The sequence below is a fragment of the Streptomyces sp. NPDC048461 genome (assembly GCF_055587105.1).
On the sequence record NZ_JBVJGW010000001.1, the window covers coordinates 463,662 to 480,784 of the forward strand.

The 17,123-nt window shown below is 73.6% G+C and carries 12 protein-coding genes; 8 read left to right on the forward strand and 4 right to left on the reverse strand.

Going from position 1 to position 17,123, the window contains the following annotated elements; genetic code table 11:
• Positions 1–31: 31 nt before the first annotated feature.
• Entirely contained in the window at positions 32–829 is a 798-nt protein-coding gene (locus tag ACZ6S8_RS02040; RefSeq protein ID WP_469451564.1) for a GNAT family N-acetyltransferase, read from the reverse strand.
• Between the two features lie 54 nt (positions 830–883).
• On the opposite strand from ACZ6S8_RS02040, the gene ACZ6S8_RS02045 reads away from it, so the two are divergent.
• The 5 genes from ACZ6S8_RS02045 to ACZ6S8_RS02065 all read left to right on the forward strand — a co-directional run bounded on the left by ACZ6S8_RS02045 (position 884) and on the right by ACZ6S8_RS02065 (position 8,272).
• Positions 884–1,300 carry a cupin domain-containing protein gene (locus tag ACZ6S8_RS02045; RefSeq protein WP_469451566.1) on the forward strand — a complete coding sequence of 139 codons (417 nt, stop codon included), beginning with the start codon at positions 884–886 and terminating at the stop codon, positions 1,298–1,300.
• Positions 1,301–1,547: 247 nt separating this feature from the next.
• Positions 1,548–3,776: an MMPL family transporter gene (locus tag ACZ6S8_RS02050; protein WP_469451567.1), complete on the forward strand. Its 2,229-nt coding sequence runs from the start codon at positions 1,548–1,550 to the stop codon at positions 3,774–3,776.
• Between the two features lie 279 nt (positions 3,777–4,055).
• On the forward strand, positions 4,056–4,706 hold the full coding sequence (locus ACZ6S8_RS02055; RefSeq protein ID WP_469451568.1) for a hypothetical protein: 651 nt from the start codon (positions 4,056–4,058) through the stop codon (positions 4,704–4,706).
• Positions 4,707–4,917: 211 nt separating this feature from the next.
• Entirely contained in the window at positions 4,918–5,121 is a 204-nt protein-coding gene (locus tag ACZ6S8_RS02060; protein WP_469451570.1) for a hypothetical protein, read from the forward strand.
• Positions 5,122–5,200: 79 nt separating this feature from the next.
• Positions 5,201–8,272, forward strand: coding sequence for a helix-turn-helix transcriptional regulator (locus ACZ6S8_RS02065; protein WP_469451892.1), 3,072 nt, complete (start codon positions 5,201–5,203; stop codon positions 8,270–8,272).
• On the opposite strand, the gene ACZ6S8_RS02070 is transcribed toward ACZ6S8_RS02065, so the two are convergent.
• The 3 genes from ACZ6S8_RS02070 to ACZ6S8_RS02080 form a co-directional block, all read right to left on the reverse strand.
• Positions 8,235–8,414 carry a DUF6191 domain-containing protein gene (locus tag ACZ6S8_RS02070; RefSeq protein WP_469451894.1) on the reverse strand — a complete coding sequence of 60 codons (180 nt, stop codon included), beginning with the start codon at positions 8,412–8,414 and terminating at the stop codon, positions 8,235–8,237. The genes ACZ6S8_RS02065 and ACZ6S8_RS02070 overlap by 38 nt on opposite strands.
• 48 nt (positions 8,415–8,462) lie before the next feature.
• A complete protein-coding gene (locus ACZ6S8_RS02075; RefSeq protein WP_469451572.1) occupies positions 8,463–9,743 on the reverse strand; it encodes a PQQ-dependent sugar dehydrogenase in 1,281 nt (426 codons plus the stop codon).
• 105 nt (positions 9,744–9,848) lie between these two features.
• Positions 9,849–10,856 (reverse strand): aldo/keto reductase, encoded by a 1,008-nt coding sequence (locus ACZ6S8_RS02080; protein WP_469451574.1) that lies wholly within the window; start codon positions 10,854–10,856, stop codon positions 9,849–9,851.
• A gap of 71 nt (positions 10,857–10,927) precedes the next feature.
• Between ACZ6S8_RS02080 and ACZ6S8_RS02085 the strand changes: the two genes are divergently transcribed.
• The 3 genes from ACZ6S8_RS02085 to ACZ6S8_RS02095 all read left to right on the forward strand — a co-directional run bounded on the left by ACZ6S8_RS02085 (position 10,928) and on the right by ACZ6S8_RS02095 (position 17,104).
• Positions 10,928–11,875: a 2-hydroxyacid dehydrogenase gene (locus ACZ6S8_RS02085; protein WP_469451576.1), complete on the forward strand. Its 948-nt coding sequence runs from the start codon at positions 10,928–10,930 to the stop codon at positions 11,873–11,875.
• 273 nt (positions 11,876–12,148) lie between these two features.
• Positions 12,149–15,013 carry a putative bifunctional diguanylate cyclase/phosphodiesterase gene (locus ACZ6S8_RS02090; protein ID WP_469451578.1) on the forward strand — a complete coding sequence of 955 codons (2,865 nt, stop codon included), beginning with the start codon at positions 12,149–12,151 and terminating at the stop codon, positions 15,011–15,013.
• Positions 15,014–15,217: 204 nt separating this feature from the next.
• The gene (locus ACZ6S8_RS02095; RefSeq protein WP_469451580.1) at positions 15,218–17,104 is read left to right on the forward strand and encodes an acetolactate synthase large subunit; all 1,887 of its coding nucleotides are present in this window, start codon (positions 15,218–15,220) and stop codon (positions 17,102–17,104) included.
• The last annotated feature ends 19 nt before the right edge of the window (positions 17,105–17,123 follow it).

Consider the following 17,123-nt stretch of genomic DNA (forward strand, 5'->3'; position numbering starts at 1 on the left):
GGTACCCCCTCCGCGCGGTACGGCAGCCCGCTCACGCCTCCCACAGGTAGGGCACCGTCACCCCCAGCACCCCGAACCCCAGCCTCTCCAGGATCGGGCGGCTCTCCGACGAGGCGTCCACCTGGAGGTACGGGATGCCCCGCTCGGCCGCGATGCGGGCGCGGTGGGCCACCAGCAGGCGGTAGACGCCCCGGCCCCGCCACGCGGGATCCGTACCGCCGCCCCAGAGGCCGGCGAACGGCAGGCCCGGCCGCATCTCCATCCGGGCCGCCGAGACCGGGGTGTCGCCCGCCATCGCGACCACGGCCGCGAGGGAGTCGGGCTCCTCCCGCAGCATGCCGAGCACCTGCTCCCGGATGTGCGGCCGGTCCGTGCCGAAGGCCCGCCGGTGCACCTCCGTCATCAGGTCCACGCCCGCCTCGTCCGTCACCACGCGCAGGGTGATCCCCGCCGGCGGCTCCACCGGCAGTCGCGCGAGCTCCGCGGCCAGGCCCACCATCAGCGTCTCGGCGGGCTCCGGTACGAAACCGGCCGCCTCCAGCCGCTCCCCGAGGTCCGCGGGCCGGTCGTGCCCGTACAGCTTCCACTCGAACTCCGAGGCGCCGAGCCCGCCGAAGAACGCGACCTGCGCGGCGATCTCCGCGTCCGCCGTCCCCTCGTCGAGGTCCGACCAGAGCACGCCGTTCCAGCCCGGACCGGGTACGGACTGGCGTACGACCCCGCCCGCCCGCTCCACGCGGGCACCCGCCGCGTCGGGCCGGGCGTCCCGGCGCATCACGGTGTCGTAGAGGTCCCGGATCCGCGTCAACTCGTCACGATCGATCGTCATCGGGCCAGCTGAGCAGCGCGACGGCCGGTCGCACAACTGCATTAGCCTCGCCCCGTGAACGCCGACACCACCATTTACACCGGCAGGGCCGCGCCCGACGCGGCCGCCGACCGCGGCTGGCTCCTGGGCCACTTCAAGGACCCCGCGGACCCCCGCCACAGCCAGGACGTGGAGATCAAGTGGGGGATCCACCCCAAGGGCGACGCCCGGGAGCGGTGGGCGACCGCGGAACGGCGCACCGCCCTGCTGGTGCTGATCAGCGGCCGCTTCCGGCTGGACTTCCCGGAACGCAGCGTCGTCCTCGCCGAACAGGGCGACTACGTCCTGTGGGGACGCGGCGTGGACCACTCCTGGTACGCCGAGGAGGACGCGGTGGTCCTCACCGTCCGGTGGCCCTCGGTCCCGGGCTACCGGGTCGACGGGCCCGAAGGAGCGCGGTCCGTCGCGGAGCCCGGCGCCCCGGCGCCGTGACCGAAGTCCCGTACCACCCCGCCCGCCTGTGACGATGCCCACGAAACGGGCCGACGATCACGAAACGCTGAGATCGTGACGGTGCACACCGAGCGGGCCGAAACGGTGTGCACCACCTGGGCCGGAACCTCGGGGCGACCCCCCGGAGCACCGGCCGGGACTTCACGTCCGAAGTGTTTGAGTTCACGCGTTCTTTGCGACGGGCCGTACTCCCGGTAAAGATCCGAACCACCAGGGAGCACGTCCGTTGGCAGCAATCGCGCGGTGGTGCATGCGCCACCGACTCCTCGCCGTCCTGATCTGGCTGCTCGCACTCGGCGCGAGCGCGGCGGCCGCGGGAACCGCGGGGTCGGCGTTCTCCAACGACTACGAGGTGCCCGGCACCGAGTCCGCCAAGGCCCACGCCCTCCTGCGCGAGGGCTTCCACGGCCGGGGCGGCGACACCGACACCGTCGTGTGGCGGGCACCGGACCACCAGATCGCCCGCACTCCGGACGTCGAAGCGCGGATGACCCGCGCCCTGGACACCATCGCCGCCCTCCCCGGCGTCGGCTCGGTCGCCGGCCCGTACGGACCCGGCTCCGAGAGCGCCGCCCGGATCAGCCCCGACGGGCGCACCGCCTACGCCGTCGTGACCTTCGACCGGCAGGCCGACGCCGTACCCCGCGGCCAGGCCCAGGCGGTCGTCGACGCGGCGAAGAACCCCGGCACCGAGGCGGACGGCCTGCGCGTCGAACTCGGCGGCCGCGCCATCGGCCTGACGGAGGCCCCCAGCGCCCACCTCGCCGAGGTCATCGGCGTCGCCATCGCCGCCCTGGTGCTCTTCCTCGCCTTCGGCTCGCTCGCCGCGAGCCTGCTGCCCCTCGCGACCGCGCTGGTCAGCGTGGGCACCGCCTACTTCGGCATCACCCTGCTCGGGCACGCGATGCCGGTCGCCGACTTCGCCCCGATGCTCGGCACCCTCGTCGGCCTCGGCGTCGGCATCGACTACGCGCTGTTCATCGTCACCCGCCACCGCAAGGGCCTGTTGCGCGGCATGCCCGTGGACGAGGCGGCGGAGAGCGCCGTCGCCACCACCGGCCGGGCCGTCGTCTTCGCCGGGGCCACCGTCTGCATCGCCCTGCTCGGGATGCTCGTGCTGCGGCTGAACTTCCTCAACGGCGTCGCGATAGCCGCCTCCGTCACCGTGGTCCTGACCGTGGCCGCGTCCGTCACCCTGCTCCCGGCGCTGCTCTCGTACATCGGGACGCGCGCGCTGTCCCGCCGCGAGCGCCGCAGGCTCGCCGCCGAGGGGCCGCGGCCCGAGCGGACCACCGGGTTCGCCGTCCGCTGGTCCGCGTTCGTGGAGCGCCGCCCCAAGCTGCTCGGCGCCGCCGCCACCGCCGTCATGCTGGTGCTGGCCCTGCCCACCCTCTTCCTCCACCTCGGCACCTCCGACCAGGGCAACAACCCGGCCGGCTCCACCACCCGGGAGGCGTACGACCTGCTGGCGCAGGGTTTCGGCCCCGGAACGAACGGCCCGCTGACCGTCGTCGCCCGCCTCGACGGGGCCGGCGACCGGCTCGCCGCCGGGCGGCTGGCCGAGGCCCTCCGTACGACGGAGGGCGTGGCCACCGCCGGCCCGGCCGTCTTCAACCGGAGCGGGGACACGGCCGTGGTGACCGTCGTGCCGGAGTCCGCCCCGCAGTCCCGGGACACCAGCGCCCTCGTCGACACCCTGCGCACGGAGGTCGTCCCGCGCGCCGCGGACGGCAGCTCCATGCAGGTCCACGTGGGCGGGGTGACGGCCGGCTACGACGACTTCGCCGAGGTCATCGTCGGCAAGCTGCCGCTGTTCGTCGGGGTGGTCATCGCCCTGGGCTGCGTCCTGCTGCTGCTGGCCTTCCGGTCCATCGGCATCCCGCTCAAGGCCGCCGCCATGAACATCGCCGCCGTCGCCTCCTCCTTCGGCGTGGTCGTGGCGGTCTTCCAGTGGGGCTGGGGCAGCGAACTGCTCGGCCTGGGCAGCGCCGGGCCGATCGAACCCTTCCTGCCCGTGATCATGGTGTCCGTGCTCTTCGGCCTCTCCATGGACTACCAGGTCTTCCTCGTCAGCCGGATGTACGAGGAGTGGCTGGAGACCGGCGACAACCGGCGCGCCGTGCGCGTCGGCCTCGCGGAGACCAGCCGGGTCATCAACTCGGCGGCCGTCATCATGATCTCCGTGTTCCTCGCCTTCGTCCTCAGCGGCGACCGGATCATCGCGATGTTCGGCATCGCGCTCGCCGCGGCCGTGGCCCTCGACGCCTTCGTGCTGCGGACCCTCCTGGTCCCGGCGCTGATGCACCTGCTCGGCGGCGCGAACTGGTGGCTGCCCGGCTGGCTCGACCGGCGGCTGCCGCGGATCAGCATCGAGCCCCCCGAACACCGCCCGGGCGCGGTGCTTCCGGGGCAGCGGCCCGCCGCGGAACCCGTGGCGAGCGGCGCCCGGACGTAGGCCGTGTCTTTCGGATCATGGGGGGCCCTGGCTGCCCGGCACCGCGCCTCGCGGCGTTCTCCTCGGTCGCCGACGCACCACGTCGGCTCCCTCCCCGGCCTTGCGACGCACGGCACCGGACACCCCGGCCTGATCCGCCCTGATCCTCAAGACACGGCCTAGCTCCGGTCCGGGCCGGCGGCGCCCGCGGGGGGCATCGGAAGCCGAAATTCAAGCCCGCCCCGCCGTCGGCGCCGCATTCTCATGGACCTCTCAGACAGGACGCCTACGGTGCCCGGCATGGACACCACCAAGACCCCCGCCCCGAACGCCCCCGAGGCGGAGACCACCCCCACCGACCTCACGAAGGCCGAGGCCCCCCAGCCCGCCGGGGCCGAGACCCAGGCGGTGGACAAGACCTCCGCCGAGTCCGCGACCCCGACCGAGTCCGCGGGCGACACCGCCGCCGCGAAGGACGCCGGGTTCGCGGACCGGGACCTCGACGAGGACGACGCGTTCGACGAGGACCACGCCGACGAGGACGCACGGTCCGGTGGCGTCGGAGCCGCCGCGTCCGCCGTCGTGGCCGCAGGCCTCGGGCTCGTCGCGCTCAGCGGCAGCTGGGGCTCCCGCGTCCTGGCCGAGCGCCAGACCCTCATCGGTCAGATCCAGGGCGACAAGTCGGCTCCGCCGGCCGACCAGATCTCCTCCCTGTACGGCGACGCCTGGCAGCTGACCGCCCTCGCCAACGGCGTCCTGTCCACCCTCGCCCTGCTCGTCGCCGTCTTCGTCCTGGCCCGCCCCGCCTTCGGCGCGCCCGGCCGTACCCTCCCGGCCTGGGTCCGGGCCGTCGCCTGGGCCGGCGTCGTCCTCGGAGGCATCGGCATCGCCGTCTTCGCCGCCATGTACTTCCTCCCGCTCCCGACGGTGCCGGCGGCCCCGACCCCGTGACCCGTCCGCCGTCCGTGACCCGTCCGCCGTCCGGGGCCCGTCCGCCGTCCGGGGCCCGCCCGCCGTCCGGGCCCGGCCCCGGACGGCGCCGCCTTAGGCACCCCGCGGCAACCGGGGGCCCGGCCTAAGGCCCCCCGCACCCCCCGAATGCGGCATGCTCCCGATGTGCCGGTGCCCCCTGGGACGCGAATCTCGGAACACACCGAACGAGGTGTCCGAGAACGACGCGACCAGGGAGCACGAGATGTTCGAGTACGAGATGGCCACCGCCCGCCACGCCGAGCTCATCCGCCGGGCCGACGCGTACCGCCTGGTCCGGGAGGCGAGGAAGGCGCTGCGCCGCACCTCCTCCCGGAGCCAGGAACCCGAAGGGTCGGTGAGGGGCCACCGGAGCCGCTTCGCCCGCGCCGCGTAGTCCGCCCCGAGATCCGGGGGAGCGGCACGTGGCGGCCGGCGCACGGATATCGGGTGCCGCCGGACAGGACGTCTGTGCGATGCTCGGCGGCGTGGAAACCAGATCAGCCAGCCCGGTGTTCGTCGGCCGAGCCGACGAACTGGCCGCGCTCACCGACGCACTGACGCGCGCCGCAGGCCGGGAACCGCAGGCCCTGCTCATCGGGGGAGAGGCAGGGGTCGGCAAGACCCGCCTCACGGAGGAGTTCCTCTGCGAGGCGGACCGCCGCGGCGCCGTGGTCGCCGTCGGGGGCTGCGTGGAGATCGGGGCGGAGGGACTTCCCTACGCCCCGTTCTCGACGGCGCTGCGCACCCTGCACCGCCTGCTGCCCGGCGAGTTGGCGGCCGCGGCCGCGGGGCAGGAGCACGAACTCGCCCGCGTCCTGCCCGAACTCGGCGACACCCCGCCGGGCCCGCACGACGAGGAGAGCACCGCCCGCCTCTTCGAGCTGACCGCCCGGATGCTGGAGCGCCTCGCCGCCGACCGCACCCTCGTCCTCGTCCTGGAGGACCTGCACTGGGCGGACACCTCCACCCGGCACCTGCTGTCCTACCTCTTCCGCACCCTCGCCAGCGGCCGCCTCGTCGTCGTCGCCACCTACCGCGCGGACGACGTCCACCGCCGCCACCCGCTGCGCCCGCTGCTCGCCGAACTGGACCGGCTGCGGACCGTCCGGCGCATCGAGCTGCCCCGCTTCAACCGGGCCGAGGTGCGCCGCCAGCTCGCCGGCATCCTCGCCTCGCAGCCCGACGAGGACTTCGTCGACTCCGTCTTCGCCCGCTCCGACGGCAACGCCTTCTTCGTCGAGGAACTCGTCGCGTCCCGGGCGAGCGGCTGCCGGGCCGGGCTCACCGAGTCCCTGCGCGACCTGCTCCTCGTCCGCGTCGAGGTCCTCCCGGAGGAGGCCCAGCGGGTGGTCGCCGTCGTCGCCGAGGGCGGGTCCACCGTGGAGTACCCGCTGCTGCGCGCCGCCGCCGGACTCACCGAGGACGAGCTGATCGAGGCGCTGCGCGCCGCCGTCGGCGCCAACATCCTGCGCGCCACCGCCGACGGAGACGGGTACCGCTTCCGCCACTCGCTGGTCCGCGAGGCCGTCAGCGACGACCTGCTGCCCGGCGAGCGCTCCCGCGTCAACCGCCGCTACGCCGAAGCCCTGGAAGGCGACGACTCGCTGATCCGCGCCGAGGAACGGGTCATCCGGCTGGCCAGCTACTGGTACCACGCCAACGACCCCGCCAAGGCGCTGCCCGCCGTGCTCGCCGCCTCCGTCGCCGCCCGCCGCCGGCACGCCTACGCCGAGCAACTGCGTCTGCTGGAGCGGGCCATGGACCTCTGGGAGAGCGCCCCGGAGGAGGTCCGCGAAGCGCTCCGGCCGGCGGACTACACCGAGGTGTACCCGCCGTGCGGGTGCGACCCCGCCACCACCCCGCTCCGGCGGATCGACCTGCTGGCCGAGGCGACCGTCGCCGCCCGCTACGGCGGGGAGCCGGAACGCGCCGTGAAGATCACCAAGACGGCGCTCAGGATGCTGGAGGCCGACGGGGACCCCCTGCGGGCCGCCTGGTTCTGGACCGAGCGCTCCCGGCTGGTGTCCGGCCTCGGCCGCAGCGACGGCTGGGAGGAGATCGGCAGGGCCCAGGAGCTGGTCAAGGGACTGCCGCCGTCGCACGTGCACGCCGAGGTCCTGGTCCGCGCCGCGGGCTGGGGCATGCTCCACGACCCGGGCCCCGGCAACCTCGTCGCCGCCGAACGGGCCGTCGCGTACGCACGGATGGTCGGCGCCGGGGAGACCGAGCTGAACGCCCGGATCACCGTCGGCTGCCTGCTCACCGACTCCGGCACCGGGGAGGCCGGCCTCGCCGAACTGCACGCGGTCAAGGACCGGGCCACCGCACTCGGCCTCCCCCTGATCGCAGGACGCGCCTACATCAACCTCACCTCCCAGCTGGAAAGCGCCGGACGCTCCCGCGAAGCCGTGGAACTGGCGGCTCTGGGCATCGAACTCGCCACCAAGGCCCGGCTGTTGGACACCGAGGCCTGGGTGCGCGGGAACATGGCCGAGAGCCTCTACAGTCTCGGCCGCTGGGACGAGGCCACCGAGGAGGCCCGGCGCACCCTGCTCGTCGGCCAGAACGCCGCCCCCCGCGGCTCGGCCTCCGCACGGCTGGCCTATCTGGCCCTGGCCCGCGGAGAGCTGACGGAGGCCGCCCACCGGCTCGCCGCCTCGCACGCGCACTTCGGCACCCACGAGACCCAGCCCCAGCACCGGATACCGCTGTTCCGCCTCGCGGTGGGGGTCGCCGCGGGGGAGGGCCGCATCGCCGAGGTCCGGACCGTGACGGCCGCGGCCGCCGACTTCGGCTTCCCGCTCGGACAGCACCGCTACGCCTGGCCGCTGCTCCTCGCCGCGGCCACCGCCGAGGCGGACGCCCGCGGGCTCCCCGCCGCGGAGGCCGGCCGCGGGGCCGCCCTGGATCTGCTGCGCACCAGCGCCCGCACCCTGGCCACGCCGAACCCGGTGTGGACCGCCCACGCCGAGTACGTCCGGGCCGAGCTGCGCCGCGCCGAGGCCCGGGACGCGGTCGCCGACTGGGCCGCCGTGGAGGAGGCCGTCCGCCCCCTGGACCGCCCGTACCTGCTGGCGCGGGCGCGCCACCGGCTCGCCGAGGCACTGCTGGCGTCCGGAGCCGACCGGGAACCCGCGGCCGCCCTGCTCCGGGACGCCCACACCACCGCGGACGGTCTCGGCGCCCGCCGGCTCCGCGAGGACCTCGCGCTGCTCGCCCAGCGCGCCCGGATCCCCCTGACCACCGGGGCCGCGGAATCCCGGCCGGCCACGCCCGCCCCGGACACCGACCCCGTCGAGGCCCTCGGCCTGACCGGCCGCGAGCGGGAGGTGCTGCGCCTGGTCGCGGAGGGCCACACCAACCGCCAGATCGCCGGAGAGCTGTTCATCTCCCCGAAGACGGCGAGCGTGCACGTCTCGAACATCCTCGCGAAGCTGGGTGTCGCGGGGCGGGGCGAGGCGGCCGCCCTCGCCCACCGGCTGCGCCTGTTCGCCGCCCCCGGGCCGGTCAGTCCCCCGTCGGAGGCTGCCCGGCGGGGCGTATGAACACCGTGCCGGAGTCGAGGTCTATCGGGCCCCGCCCCGGGTCCCCGTCCTCGACGTCGACCCGGGACAGCTCCAGGCGCTTCTTCTCCTCGTCCGTGTGCCTGCGCCCCGGGCCGAACAGCTGCTCGATCATGTTGAACATCGCGTCCACCACACCTTCCGCCCCGTCACCGGGGTCCTCCGTCGCGCGTCACCGCACCGTCAGGGTCAGGATCCTGTCGTCGCCCGCTTCCGGCGACCCGCGCCCGTCCGTCTCGCTCGTGACCAGCAGCAGCTTGTCGCCGCCCAGGGCCACCACGGAGCGCAGCCGGCCGTACTTCCCCTCCAGGAAGGCCTCGGGCTCCGCCACCGGGTCCGTCCCGGACAGCGGGATCCGCCACAGCCGGTTCCCCTTCAGGCCCGCCATCCAGACCGACCCCTGCGCCCAGGCGATCCCGCTCGGCGAGGCCTCGTCGGTCTTCCAGACGGCCACCGGATCGCGCATGCCGGGCCGGCCCGCCTTGCCCTCCGCCTCCGGCCAGCCGTAGTTCGCGCCGGGCTCGATCAGGTTCAGCTCGTCCCAGGTGTTCTGGCCGAACTCGGCGGCCCACAGCCGCTTGTCCCCGTCCCAGGCGAGGCCCTGCACGTTCCGGTGCCCGTAGGAGTAGACGACCGAGTCCGCCTCCGGGTTTCCGTGCACCGGGTCCCCGTCCGGGGTCATGCGCAGGATCTTGCCGCCCAGCGACTCCTTGTCCTGCGCGAGCCCGGTCTCACCGGTCTCGCCCGTGCCCGCGTAGAGCATCTTGTCGGGGCCGAAGGCGATCCGGCCGCCGTTGTGGATCAGCCCCTTGGGGATGCCGCGGAACACGGTGTCCGGAGCGCCCAGCTGCTGCCCTGCGGGTCTGCGCTCGTCGTACCGCAGCCGGGCGATGCGGTTGTCGCCCTCGGTGGTGAAGTAGGCGTACACCATCCGGTCCGAGGCGAAGTCCGGCGACAGGGCCAGGCCCAGCAGCCCGCCCTCCCCGCCCGGCGCGACCCCGGGCACCGATCCGATCCGCGTCACCGCGCCCGAACCGGCCTCGACCCTGCTGATCGAGCCCTTGTCCCGCGAGGCCACCAGCAGGTCCCCGCCCGGCAGCGGCGCCACGCCCCACGGGGACTCCAAACCCTTGGCGACCTCGCCGGTCACCGTCACCGCGCCCTTCGCCGGCGGCGCCGACACCGACGGGGAACCCGACGGGGTCCCCGCGGGCTCCGGCGACCCCGAGCCCGCGGCGGAGCCCGGTGGCGAGCCGCCCGGCCGGGCGCCGTCGACGCCGGCCGGCGAACAGCCGGTGGCCAGCAGCGCCCCGCACCCGGCCAGCGCGACGGCGCCCAGCACACCCCTGCCCCACGCACTCCCGCTCAGCACACCCCTGCTCAGCACCTCTCCGCCCAGCACGCCGCGGCTGCGCGCGCCCCGTCCCCCGTGCCCCCCACGTGTGAACCGCATCGCCCTGCTCCCTTCCCGTGCCCCGACCGTGCCCTTCACCCGTCTCAACCTCTCCGGCAGCCGCCGAAGTTCCACCGCTCGTACACTCGATCGAGTGGTTGCGGGTCAGTCCCAGGCTCCCACCGCCACCGGCAGCGCCGCCATCTCCGCGAGATCGGCCGCCGAGAGCAGCACCTCCGCCGCCCCCGCGTTCTCCGTGGCCCACGGCGCCCGGTCGGCCCCCGGTACGGGCACCACCTGCGGCCCCTGCGCCAGCACCCACGCCAGCGCCACCTGCGCCGCCGTGACCCCGGGCCCGTGCCGGCGCGCCACCCGGCGCAGGGCCGCCACGAGCACCTGGTTCGACGCCATCGCGTCCGCCGTGAACCGCGGATGGCGGGCCCGTACGTCCTGCGGTTCGAAACCCTCGCCCGGCGTGAGCGTCCCGGTCAGGAAACCGCTGCCCAGCGGCATCGCCGCCAGGAATCCCACCCCGCGGTCCGCGCACCACGGCAGCAGCTGCCACGCCGCCTGCGGCGACCACACCGACAGCTCCGCCTGCACCGCGCTCACCGGAAACACCTGTTGCGCCCGTTCCAGGTGCCGCAGCGTCGTCCCGTACGCCCGGTCCCCGCCGCGCCCCGCACCCGGCCCGGCCCCGGCGCCGAGCGCGCAGAACCCGAGCGCCCGCACCTTCCCGGCGCCCACCAGCTCCGCCATCGCCCCCCAGGTCTCCTCCACGGGCACGTCCGGGTCCACCCGGTGCAGCTGGTAGAGGTCTATGACGTCGGTCCGCAGCCGACGCAGCGAGGCGTCGCAGGCCCGCCGCACGTAGCCCGGACGCCCGTCCGCCACCACGTGCTGGGCGTCGGCCCGCAGCCCCACCTTGGCCGACACGAACGCGTCCGGCCGCCGCTCCCGCAGCACCCGGCCCAGCAGCAGTTCGTTGGTGAACGGCCCGTACACGTCGGCCGTGTCCAGCAGGTTCGAACCGAGGTCCAGCGCCGCGTGCACCGCCGCCAGCGACTCCTGCCCGCGCCGCCGCGAGGGCGCGTACGCCCAGCTCATCGGCATGCAGCCGAGACCGACGGCGCCCACCGTCAGCGATCCCGCCCCGATCGACCTGCGCTCCACCCTGCGTCCCCCTCCCGGTCCGGAAACAAACTAACGGCTCGATCCGGCCGCCCTGGCATAGCCTCGTGATCATGACTGCAAAGACCGCGGACGTCTGGCTCCCCTTCCCCGCCGAGGAGATCGAGGGCATGCCCGACTCCTTCCGATACCGCCGGTGGGACGGTGAGGACGACTTCCCGGCCGACCCGGCCGACTGCGTCTTCTACACCGCCCCGTACATGAAGTCCGCCGAGGTCACCGTGCGCCCGCTGGCCGCCATGCCCGCCCTCCGGGTCGTCCAGACCCTCACGGCGGGCATCGACCACGTCCTCGGCGGCCTCGGCGACCTGCGCCCCGGCGTACGGCTGTGCAACGCGGCCGGCGTCCACACCGCCAGCACCGCCGAACTGGCCCTCACCCTGGCCCTCGCCTCCCTGCGCGGCATCCCGGGCATGGTCCGCGGGCAGGACCGCGAGGAATGGCGCGGCGGGTTCTACGAGGCCCTCGCCGACAAGTCGTTCCTGATCGTCGGCTACGGATCGATCGGCTCGGCCGTCGAGGACCGGCTCGTCCCCTTCGAGTGCGGGCCGGTCGCACGCGTCGCCCGCACGGCGCGCACCACGGCGCGCGGGCCCGTGCACGCCCTCGCCGACCTTCCGCGCCTCCTCCCGCAGGCCGACGTGGTGATCCTCACGACACCGCTGACCGACGGGACCCGGGGTCTCGTCGACGCCGGGTTCCTGCGCCGGATGAAGGACGGCGCCCTGCTCGTGAACGTGGCGCGCGGCCCCGTCGTCGACACCGCGGCCCTCCTCGCCGAGGTGGAATCGGGGCGGCTGTGCGCGGCGCTCGACGTCACCGACCCGGAACCGCTGCCCGCGGGCCATCCGCTCTGGCATGCTCCGAATGTCCTGATCACTCCTCATGTCGGCGGTAGCAGCTCGGCGTTCGAACCCCGGGCCAAGCGACTGCTCGCCCGCCAGCTCACCCGGTTCGCCGCCGGAGAGCCCGTGGAGCACACGGTGCTGGTCACCGAGTGACGGCCGGTGCGCACGCTCCGCAGCCGTACGCATGCGGTCGGTGGGCGCAACTCCCCACGTGGTAACGGAGCGTAGAGAGACTATGTCCCTGAGTGACGAAAGTGGTGTATCGTCCGGAAGAAGGGGCTGCGCCACGAACGTCTGGCGCTGGGGAGTGATCGGACACTTTGGGGGGCGACGGGCGATGTACGGCCAATGGACGAAGGATCCGACGCGGCAGAGCCGCCGCAGGCGACGACGGGGTGCCCCCAAGCCGGCAGGCGAGGGGGACCGGTGAGTGCCCCGGGGGCGGCGCTCCTGAACCGGCCCTCCCTCTCGGGCGGAGGCCGGGGAGTCGCCGTCCAGGTACTCCTGGCAGTGGTCTGGGGCGGATACGCCGTCGGCGCCGGCCTCGGCTGGGGCAGCGACGAACTGGCCGACATCATGGGTGACTTCGGCCTCAGTGCCGCGGCCCTCGTCGCCGCCGGATCCTGCTACCTGTACGCGCGCACCCACGCGAACCGTGACCGGCTCGCCTGGGTGCTCTTTGCTCTCTCGTCCCTGATGTCCGCCTGCGGCAACGGCATCTGGGGCTGGTACGAGGTCGTGATCCACGAGGAGATGCCGAGCCCGTCCCCGGCGCAGTTCTTCTTCCTCTGCTTCGCACCGCCGGCCATCGTCGGACTCCTCGTGCTCGCCAAGCGCCCCGTCACCCGCGCCGGCTGGCTCTGCCTCGGCCTCGACTCCTGGCTGATCGCCGGATCGCTGCTGATCCTGTCGTGGAGCCTGGCCCTCGCCAAGGCGGCCCGGTCCCACAGCGGGGAGAACGTGGCGGGCGCCGCCCTCGAACTCGCCTACCCGCTCCTGGACATCGCGCTCGTCTCCATGGTGCTCGTCCTGCACTTCCGGCGGTCCGCGACGAACCGCTCCGCCGTCAACATGGCCATCGCGGCCCTCGCGCTCACGGTCCTGTGCGACGCCATCTTCACGTCGCCGCTGCTGAAGGAGACCTACAGCTCCGGCGAGCTCCTCGACGCGGGATGGTTCGCCGGGTCCCTGCTGCTCGCGTACGCGCCCTGGGGCGCCCGCCGGGCCGGCGCCCCGCAGGAGGCCGCGGAGGCCCCCGGACCGCGGCCCGTCAGCCGCCCGATCGCGCGCTCGCTGCCCGCGCTGATCCCGTACCTCGCCGCCGCCGTCTGCACGCTCGGCATCCTCTACAACGTGATCGAGAGCCGCAGCGTCGACAAGGTCGTCGTCGTCACGGGCTGCACCGTCGTGCTCGCCCTCGTGGTCCGCCAGGGCATCATGCTCCTCGACAACATCGCGCTGACCCAGGAACTGGCCCAGAAGGAGAACCACTTCCGCTCCCTGGTCCAGGGCTCCAGCGACGTCATCATGATCGCCGCGCCCACCGGGACCCTGCGCTACGTCAGCCCCGCCGCCGCCGGGGTCTACGGCCGCGAGGCCGAGGAACTGGTCGGCACCGAGCTCGCCACCCTGATCCATCCCGACGACCTCGGCCGCGTGGTCCACGAGGTGCGCCGCTTCCTCGCAGCACCGCCCACCGAGGAACCCACCACCCGCATCGAGTGCCGGTTCAAGTCCGGCTGCGGCGAATGGCTCAACGTCGAGTCCACCGTCAACCGCCACCAGGGCGGCCTCATCCTCAACAGCCGCGACGTCACCGAGCGGGTCCGGCTCCAGGCGCAGCTCCAGCACAGCGCCGAACACGACGCGCTGACCGACCTGCCCAACCGGGCCCTGTTCACCCGGCGCGTCCGCCAGGCGCTCACCGGGCGGCGCGCGGGCGACCACAGCACCGCCGTGCTCTTCATCGACCTCGACGGCTTCAAGGCGGTCAACGACACCATCGGCCACCAGGCCGGCGACGAGCTCCTCATCGAGGCCGCCCACCGGCTCCAGGACTCCGTCCGGGCCGGGGACACCGCGGCCCGCCTCGGCGGGGACGAGTTCGCCGCGCTGATCCTGGGCGACGGCAGCCGCGACCACAGTGCCCGCGAGTACCAGGTGCACGAGATCGCCGACCGGCTGCGCACCACCCTCTCCCAGCCCTACCGCATCGCCGGTAACGAGGTCCGGGTCGCCGCCAGCATCGGCGTGGCCTTCGCCGACCCCGGCATCACCCCTTCGGACCTGATGCGCAACGCGGACCTCGCGATGTACCGGGCCAAGGCGGGCGGCAAGAACCGCGTCGAGCTGTACGCCCCGCAGATGCAGGCCGAGGTCGTGCGCAAGGCGGAGCTGGCGGGGCGCCTGCGGACCGCGCTGCACGAGGGCGAGTTCGCCCTGCTGCACCAGCCCGTGGTGTCGCTGGCCACCGGCGAGGTATCCGTCGTGGCCGCCCAGGCCCGCTGGCGCTCCGCCCAGGGGATCCTCTTCACCCCGGCCGAGTTCCTGCGCGTCGCCGAGTACAGCGAGGGCGCCGCCTCCGCCGGCCCGGACGCCTCGCGGACCGCCGAGCTGGGCCGCTGGCTGCTGGAGGAGGCCGTCGAACAGGCCGCCGACCGGCACCGGGCCGGGCACGACGTACCGGTGGCCGTGCGGATGACCGCCCAGCGGCTCCTCGACCGCTCCATGCCGCTCGGCTCCGTGGAGGCTTTGCTGACCCGGCACGGGCTGCCCTCCGGGGCCCTCGTCCTGGAGCTGGCCGTCTCCGATCCCCGGGTCCCCTTCGACGACCTGGAGCGCCGTCTCGCGGCCCTGCACCGGCTGGGGGTCGGCATCGCCCTCGACGGCTTCGGCAGCGGCTACGCGGCCATCAGTGCCCTGCGACGGCTTCCCGTGGACATGCTCAAGCTGGACCGGGGCCTGGTGGAAGGGGTGGTGGAGTCCGCCCGGCTCCACAAGATCACCGCAGGTCTGTTGCGGATCGCAAACGACCTGGGCATGCAGTCGGTGGCCGACGGGGTGGACCTCCCCGAGCAGGTCGCCGCCCTGCGCGCCATGGGTTGCACCCACGGCCAGGGAATGGCCTTTTCCGGCCCCCTCGACGAGTACAGGCTGCGCCGCGCCCTGGTGCGCGGTACGTTCCCCGTACCGGGCGGGGCGGTGCAGCCCGCCTTGGCCGGAGGCTCGCCGGCGGGTTCGATGGCCATCCACAGAGGCTCACATAATGAGACGCCCGTCCCACCTACTTGACATCCACCTCCCGCCGGAGGGAGGGTCAGTGTCATGCGCACCCGAATTCTCGTACTTGGAAAGCGCGTCGGCTGAAGCCGGGACCAGCATGTCCCCGCTCAACGCACCCGACGCGCTCCCCTCGCCTGCCTCCCGGCACGAGGGGTTTTTTGTTGCACTGGCACAGAGTCGAATCCTCGTAAAACCCTCAGCTTCGAGAAGAGAATGCCGATGACCGAGCAGGCCACCGGGGCCCACCATCCGCAGCCGCGGCCCCGTTCCGGCGGACACCAGTCCGCTGCAGTTGAGCACGTCACGGGTGCGCAGGCCCTCATCCGCTCTCTCGAAGAGGTGGGGTGCGACACCGTCTTCGGCATCCCGGGCGGCTGCATCCTCCCCGCGTACGACCCGATGATGGACTCCGAGAAGGTCCGCCACATCCTGGTCCGCCACGAGCAGGGCGCGGGTCACGCCGCCACCGGCTACGCGCAGGCCACCGGCAAGGTCGGCGTCTGTATGGCCACGTCCGGTCCGGGCGCCACGAACCTGGTCACCCCGATCGCCGACGCGCACATGGACTCCGTGCCGCTGGTCGCGATCACCGGTCAGGTCGCCTCCAAGGCGATTGGCACCGACGCCTTCCAGGAGGCGGACATCGTCGGCATCACGATGCCGATCACCAAGCACAACTTCCTGGTCACCAAGGCCGCGGACATCCCGCGGACCATCGCCCAGGCCTTCCACATCGCCTCCACCGGCCGCCCCGGTCCGGTCCTGGTCGACATCGCCAAGGACGCCCTCCAGGCGAAGACCACCTTCTCCTGGCCGCCCGCGCACGACCTCCCGGGCTACCGGCCGGTCACCAAGCCGCACGCCAAGCAGATCCGCGAGGCCGCCAAGCTCATCTGCCAGGCCAAGCGCCCGGTCCTGTACGTCGGCGGCGGCATCATGAAGTCCGGCGCGAGCGCCGAACTGAAGGTCCTCGCCGAGCTCACCGGCGTCCCGGTCACCACGACCCTGATGGCCCTGGGCGCCTTCCCCGACAGCCACCCGCTGCACGTCGGGATGCCCGGCATGCACGGCGCGGTCACCGCCGTCACCGCGCTCCAGAAGGCGGACCTGCTCATCGCGCTGGGCACCCGCTTCGACGACCGCGTCACCGGCAAGCTCGACAGCTTCGCCCCCTTCGCCAAGATCATCCACGCGGACATCGACCCGGCGGAGATCGGCAAGAACCGCGCCGTCGACGTCCCGATCGTCGGTGACGCCCGCGAGGTCATCGCCGACCTGGTCCAGGCCGTGCAGGCCGAGCACACCGACGGCAACGCCGGCGACTACAGCGCCTGGTGGAAGGACCTCAGCCGCTGGCGCGAGACGTACCCGCTGGGCTACGACCTGCCCGAGGACGGGATGCTCTCCCCCCAGCAGGTCATCGAGCGGATCGGCGCGCTCGCCCCGCAGGGCACCGTCTTCACCGCGGGCGTCGGCCAGCACCAGATGTGGGCCGCGCACTTCGTCCAGTACGAGGAGCCGCGCACCTGGCTCAACTCCGGCGGCGCCGGAACCATGGGCTACGCGGTCCCGGCCGCCATGGGCGCGAAGGTCGGCATGCCCGACCGCACCGTCTGGGCGATCGACGGCGACGGCTGCTTCCAGATGACCAATCAGGAACTGGCCACCTGCGCGCTGAACAACATCCCGATCAAGGTCGCGATCATCAACAACGGCGCCCTGGGCATGGTCCGCCAGTGGCAGACCCTCTTCTACAACCAGCGCTACTCCAACACGGTGCTGCACGGCGAGGAGACCGGTCACGCCGCCGCCGGCTCCCAGCTCGGCGAGTCCGCCGCCCCCCGCAAGGGCACCCGCGTCCCGGACTTCGTCAAGCTGTCCGAGGCCATGGGCTGCGTGGCGCTGCGCTGCGAGGACCCGGCCGACCTGGACAAGGTCATCGCCGAGGCCAACGCGATCAACGACCGCCCGGTCGTGATCGACTTCATCGTCCACGAGGACGCCATGGTGTGGCCGATGGTCGCCGCCGGCACCTCCAACGACGAGGTCATGGCAGCCCGGGGCGTCCGTCCCGACTTCGGCGACAACGAAGACGACTGAGCCGAGAGAGCCGAGAGAG

Coding starts and splice junctions, on each gene's coding strand:
- ACZ6S8_RS02085 (WP_469451576.1), top strand. CDS start 10,928: ATGACTGCAAAGACCGCGGACGTCTGGCTCCCCTTCCCCGCCGAGGAG.
- ACZ6S8_RS02070 (WP_469451894.1), bottom strand. CDS start 8,414: ATGTTCAACATGATCGAGCAGCTGTTCGGCCCGGGGCGCAGGCACACG.
- ACZ6S8_RS02055 (WP_469451568.1), top strand. CDS start 4,056: ATGGACACCACCAAGACCCCCGCCCCGAACGCCCCCGAGGCGGAGACC.
- ACZ6S8_RS02040 (WP_469451564.1), bottom strand. CDS start 829: ATGACGATCGATCGTGACGAGTTGACGCGGATCCGGGACCTCTACGAC.
- ACZ6S8_RS02065 (WP_469451892.1), top strand. CDS start 5,201: ATGCTCGGCGGCGTGGAAACCAGATCAGCCAGCCCGGTGTTCGTCGGC.
- ACZ6S8_RS02095 (WP_469451580.1), top strand. CDS start 15,218: ATGCCGATGACCGAGCAGGCCACCGGGGCCCACCATCCGCAGCCGCGG.
- ACZ6S8_RS02075 (WP_469451572.1), bottom strand. CDS start 9,743: ATGCGGTTCACACGTGGGGGGCACGGGGGACGGGGCGCGCGCAGCCGC.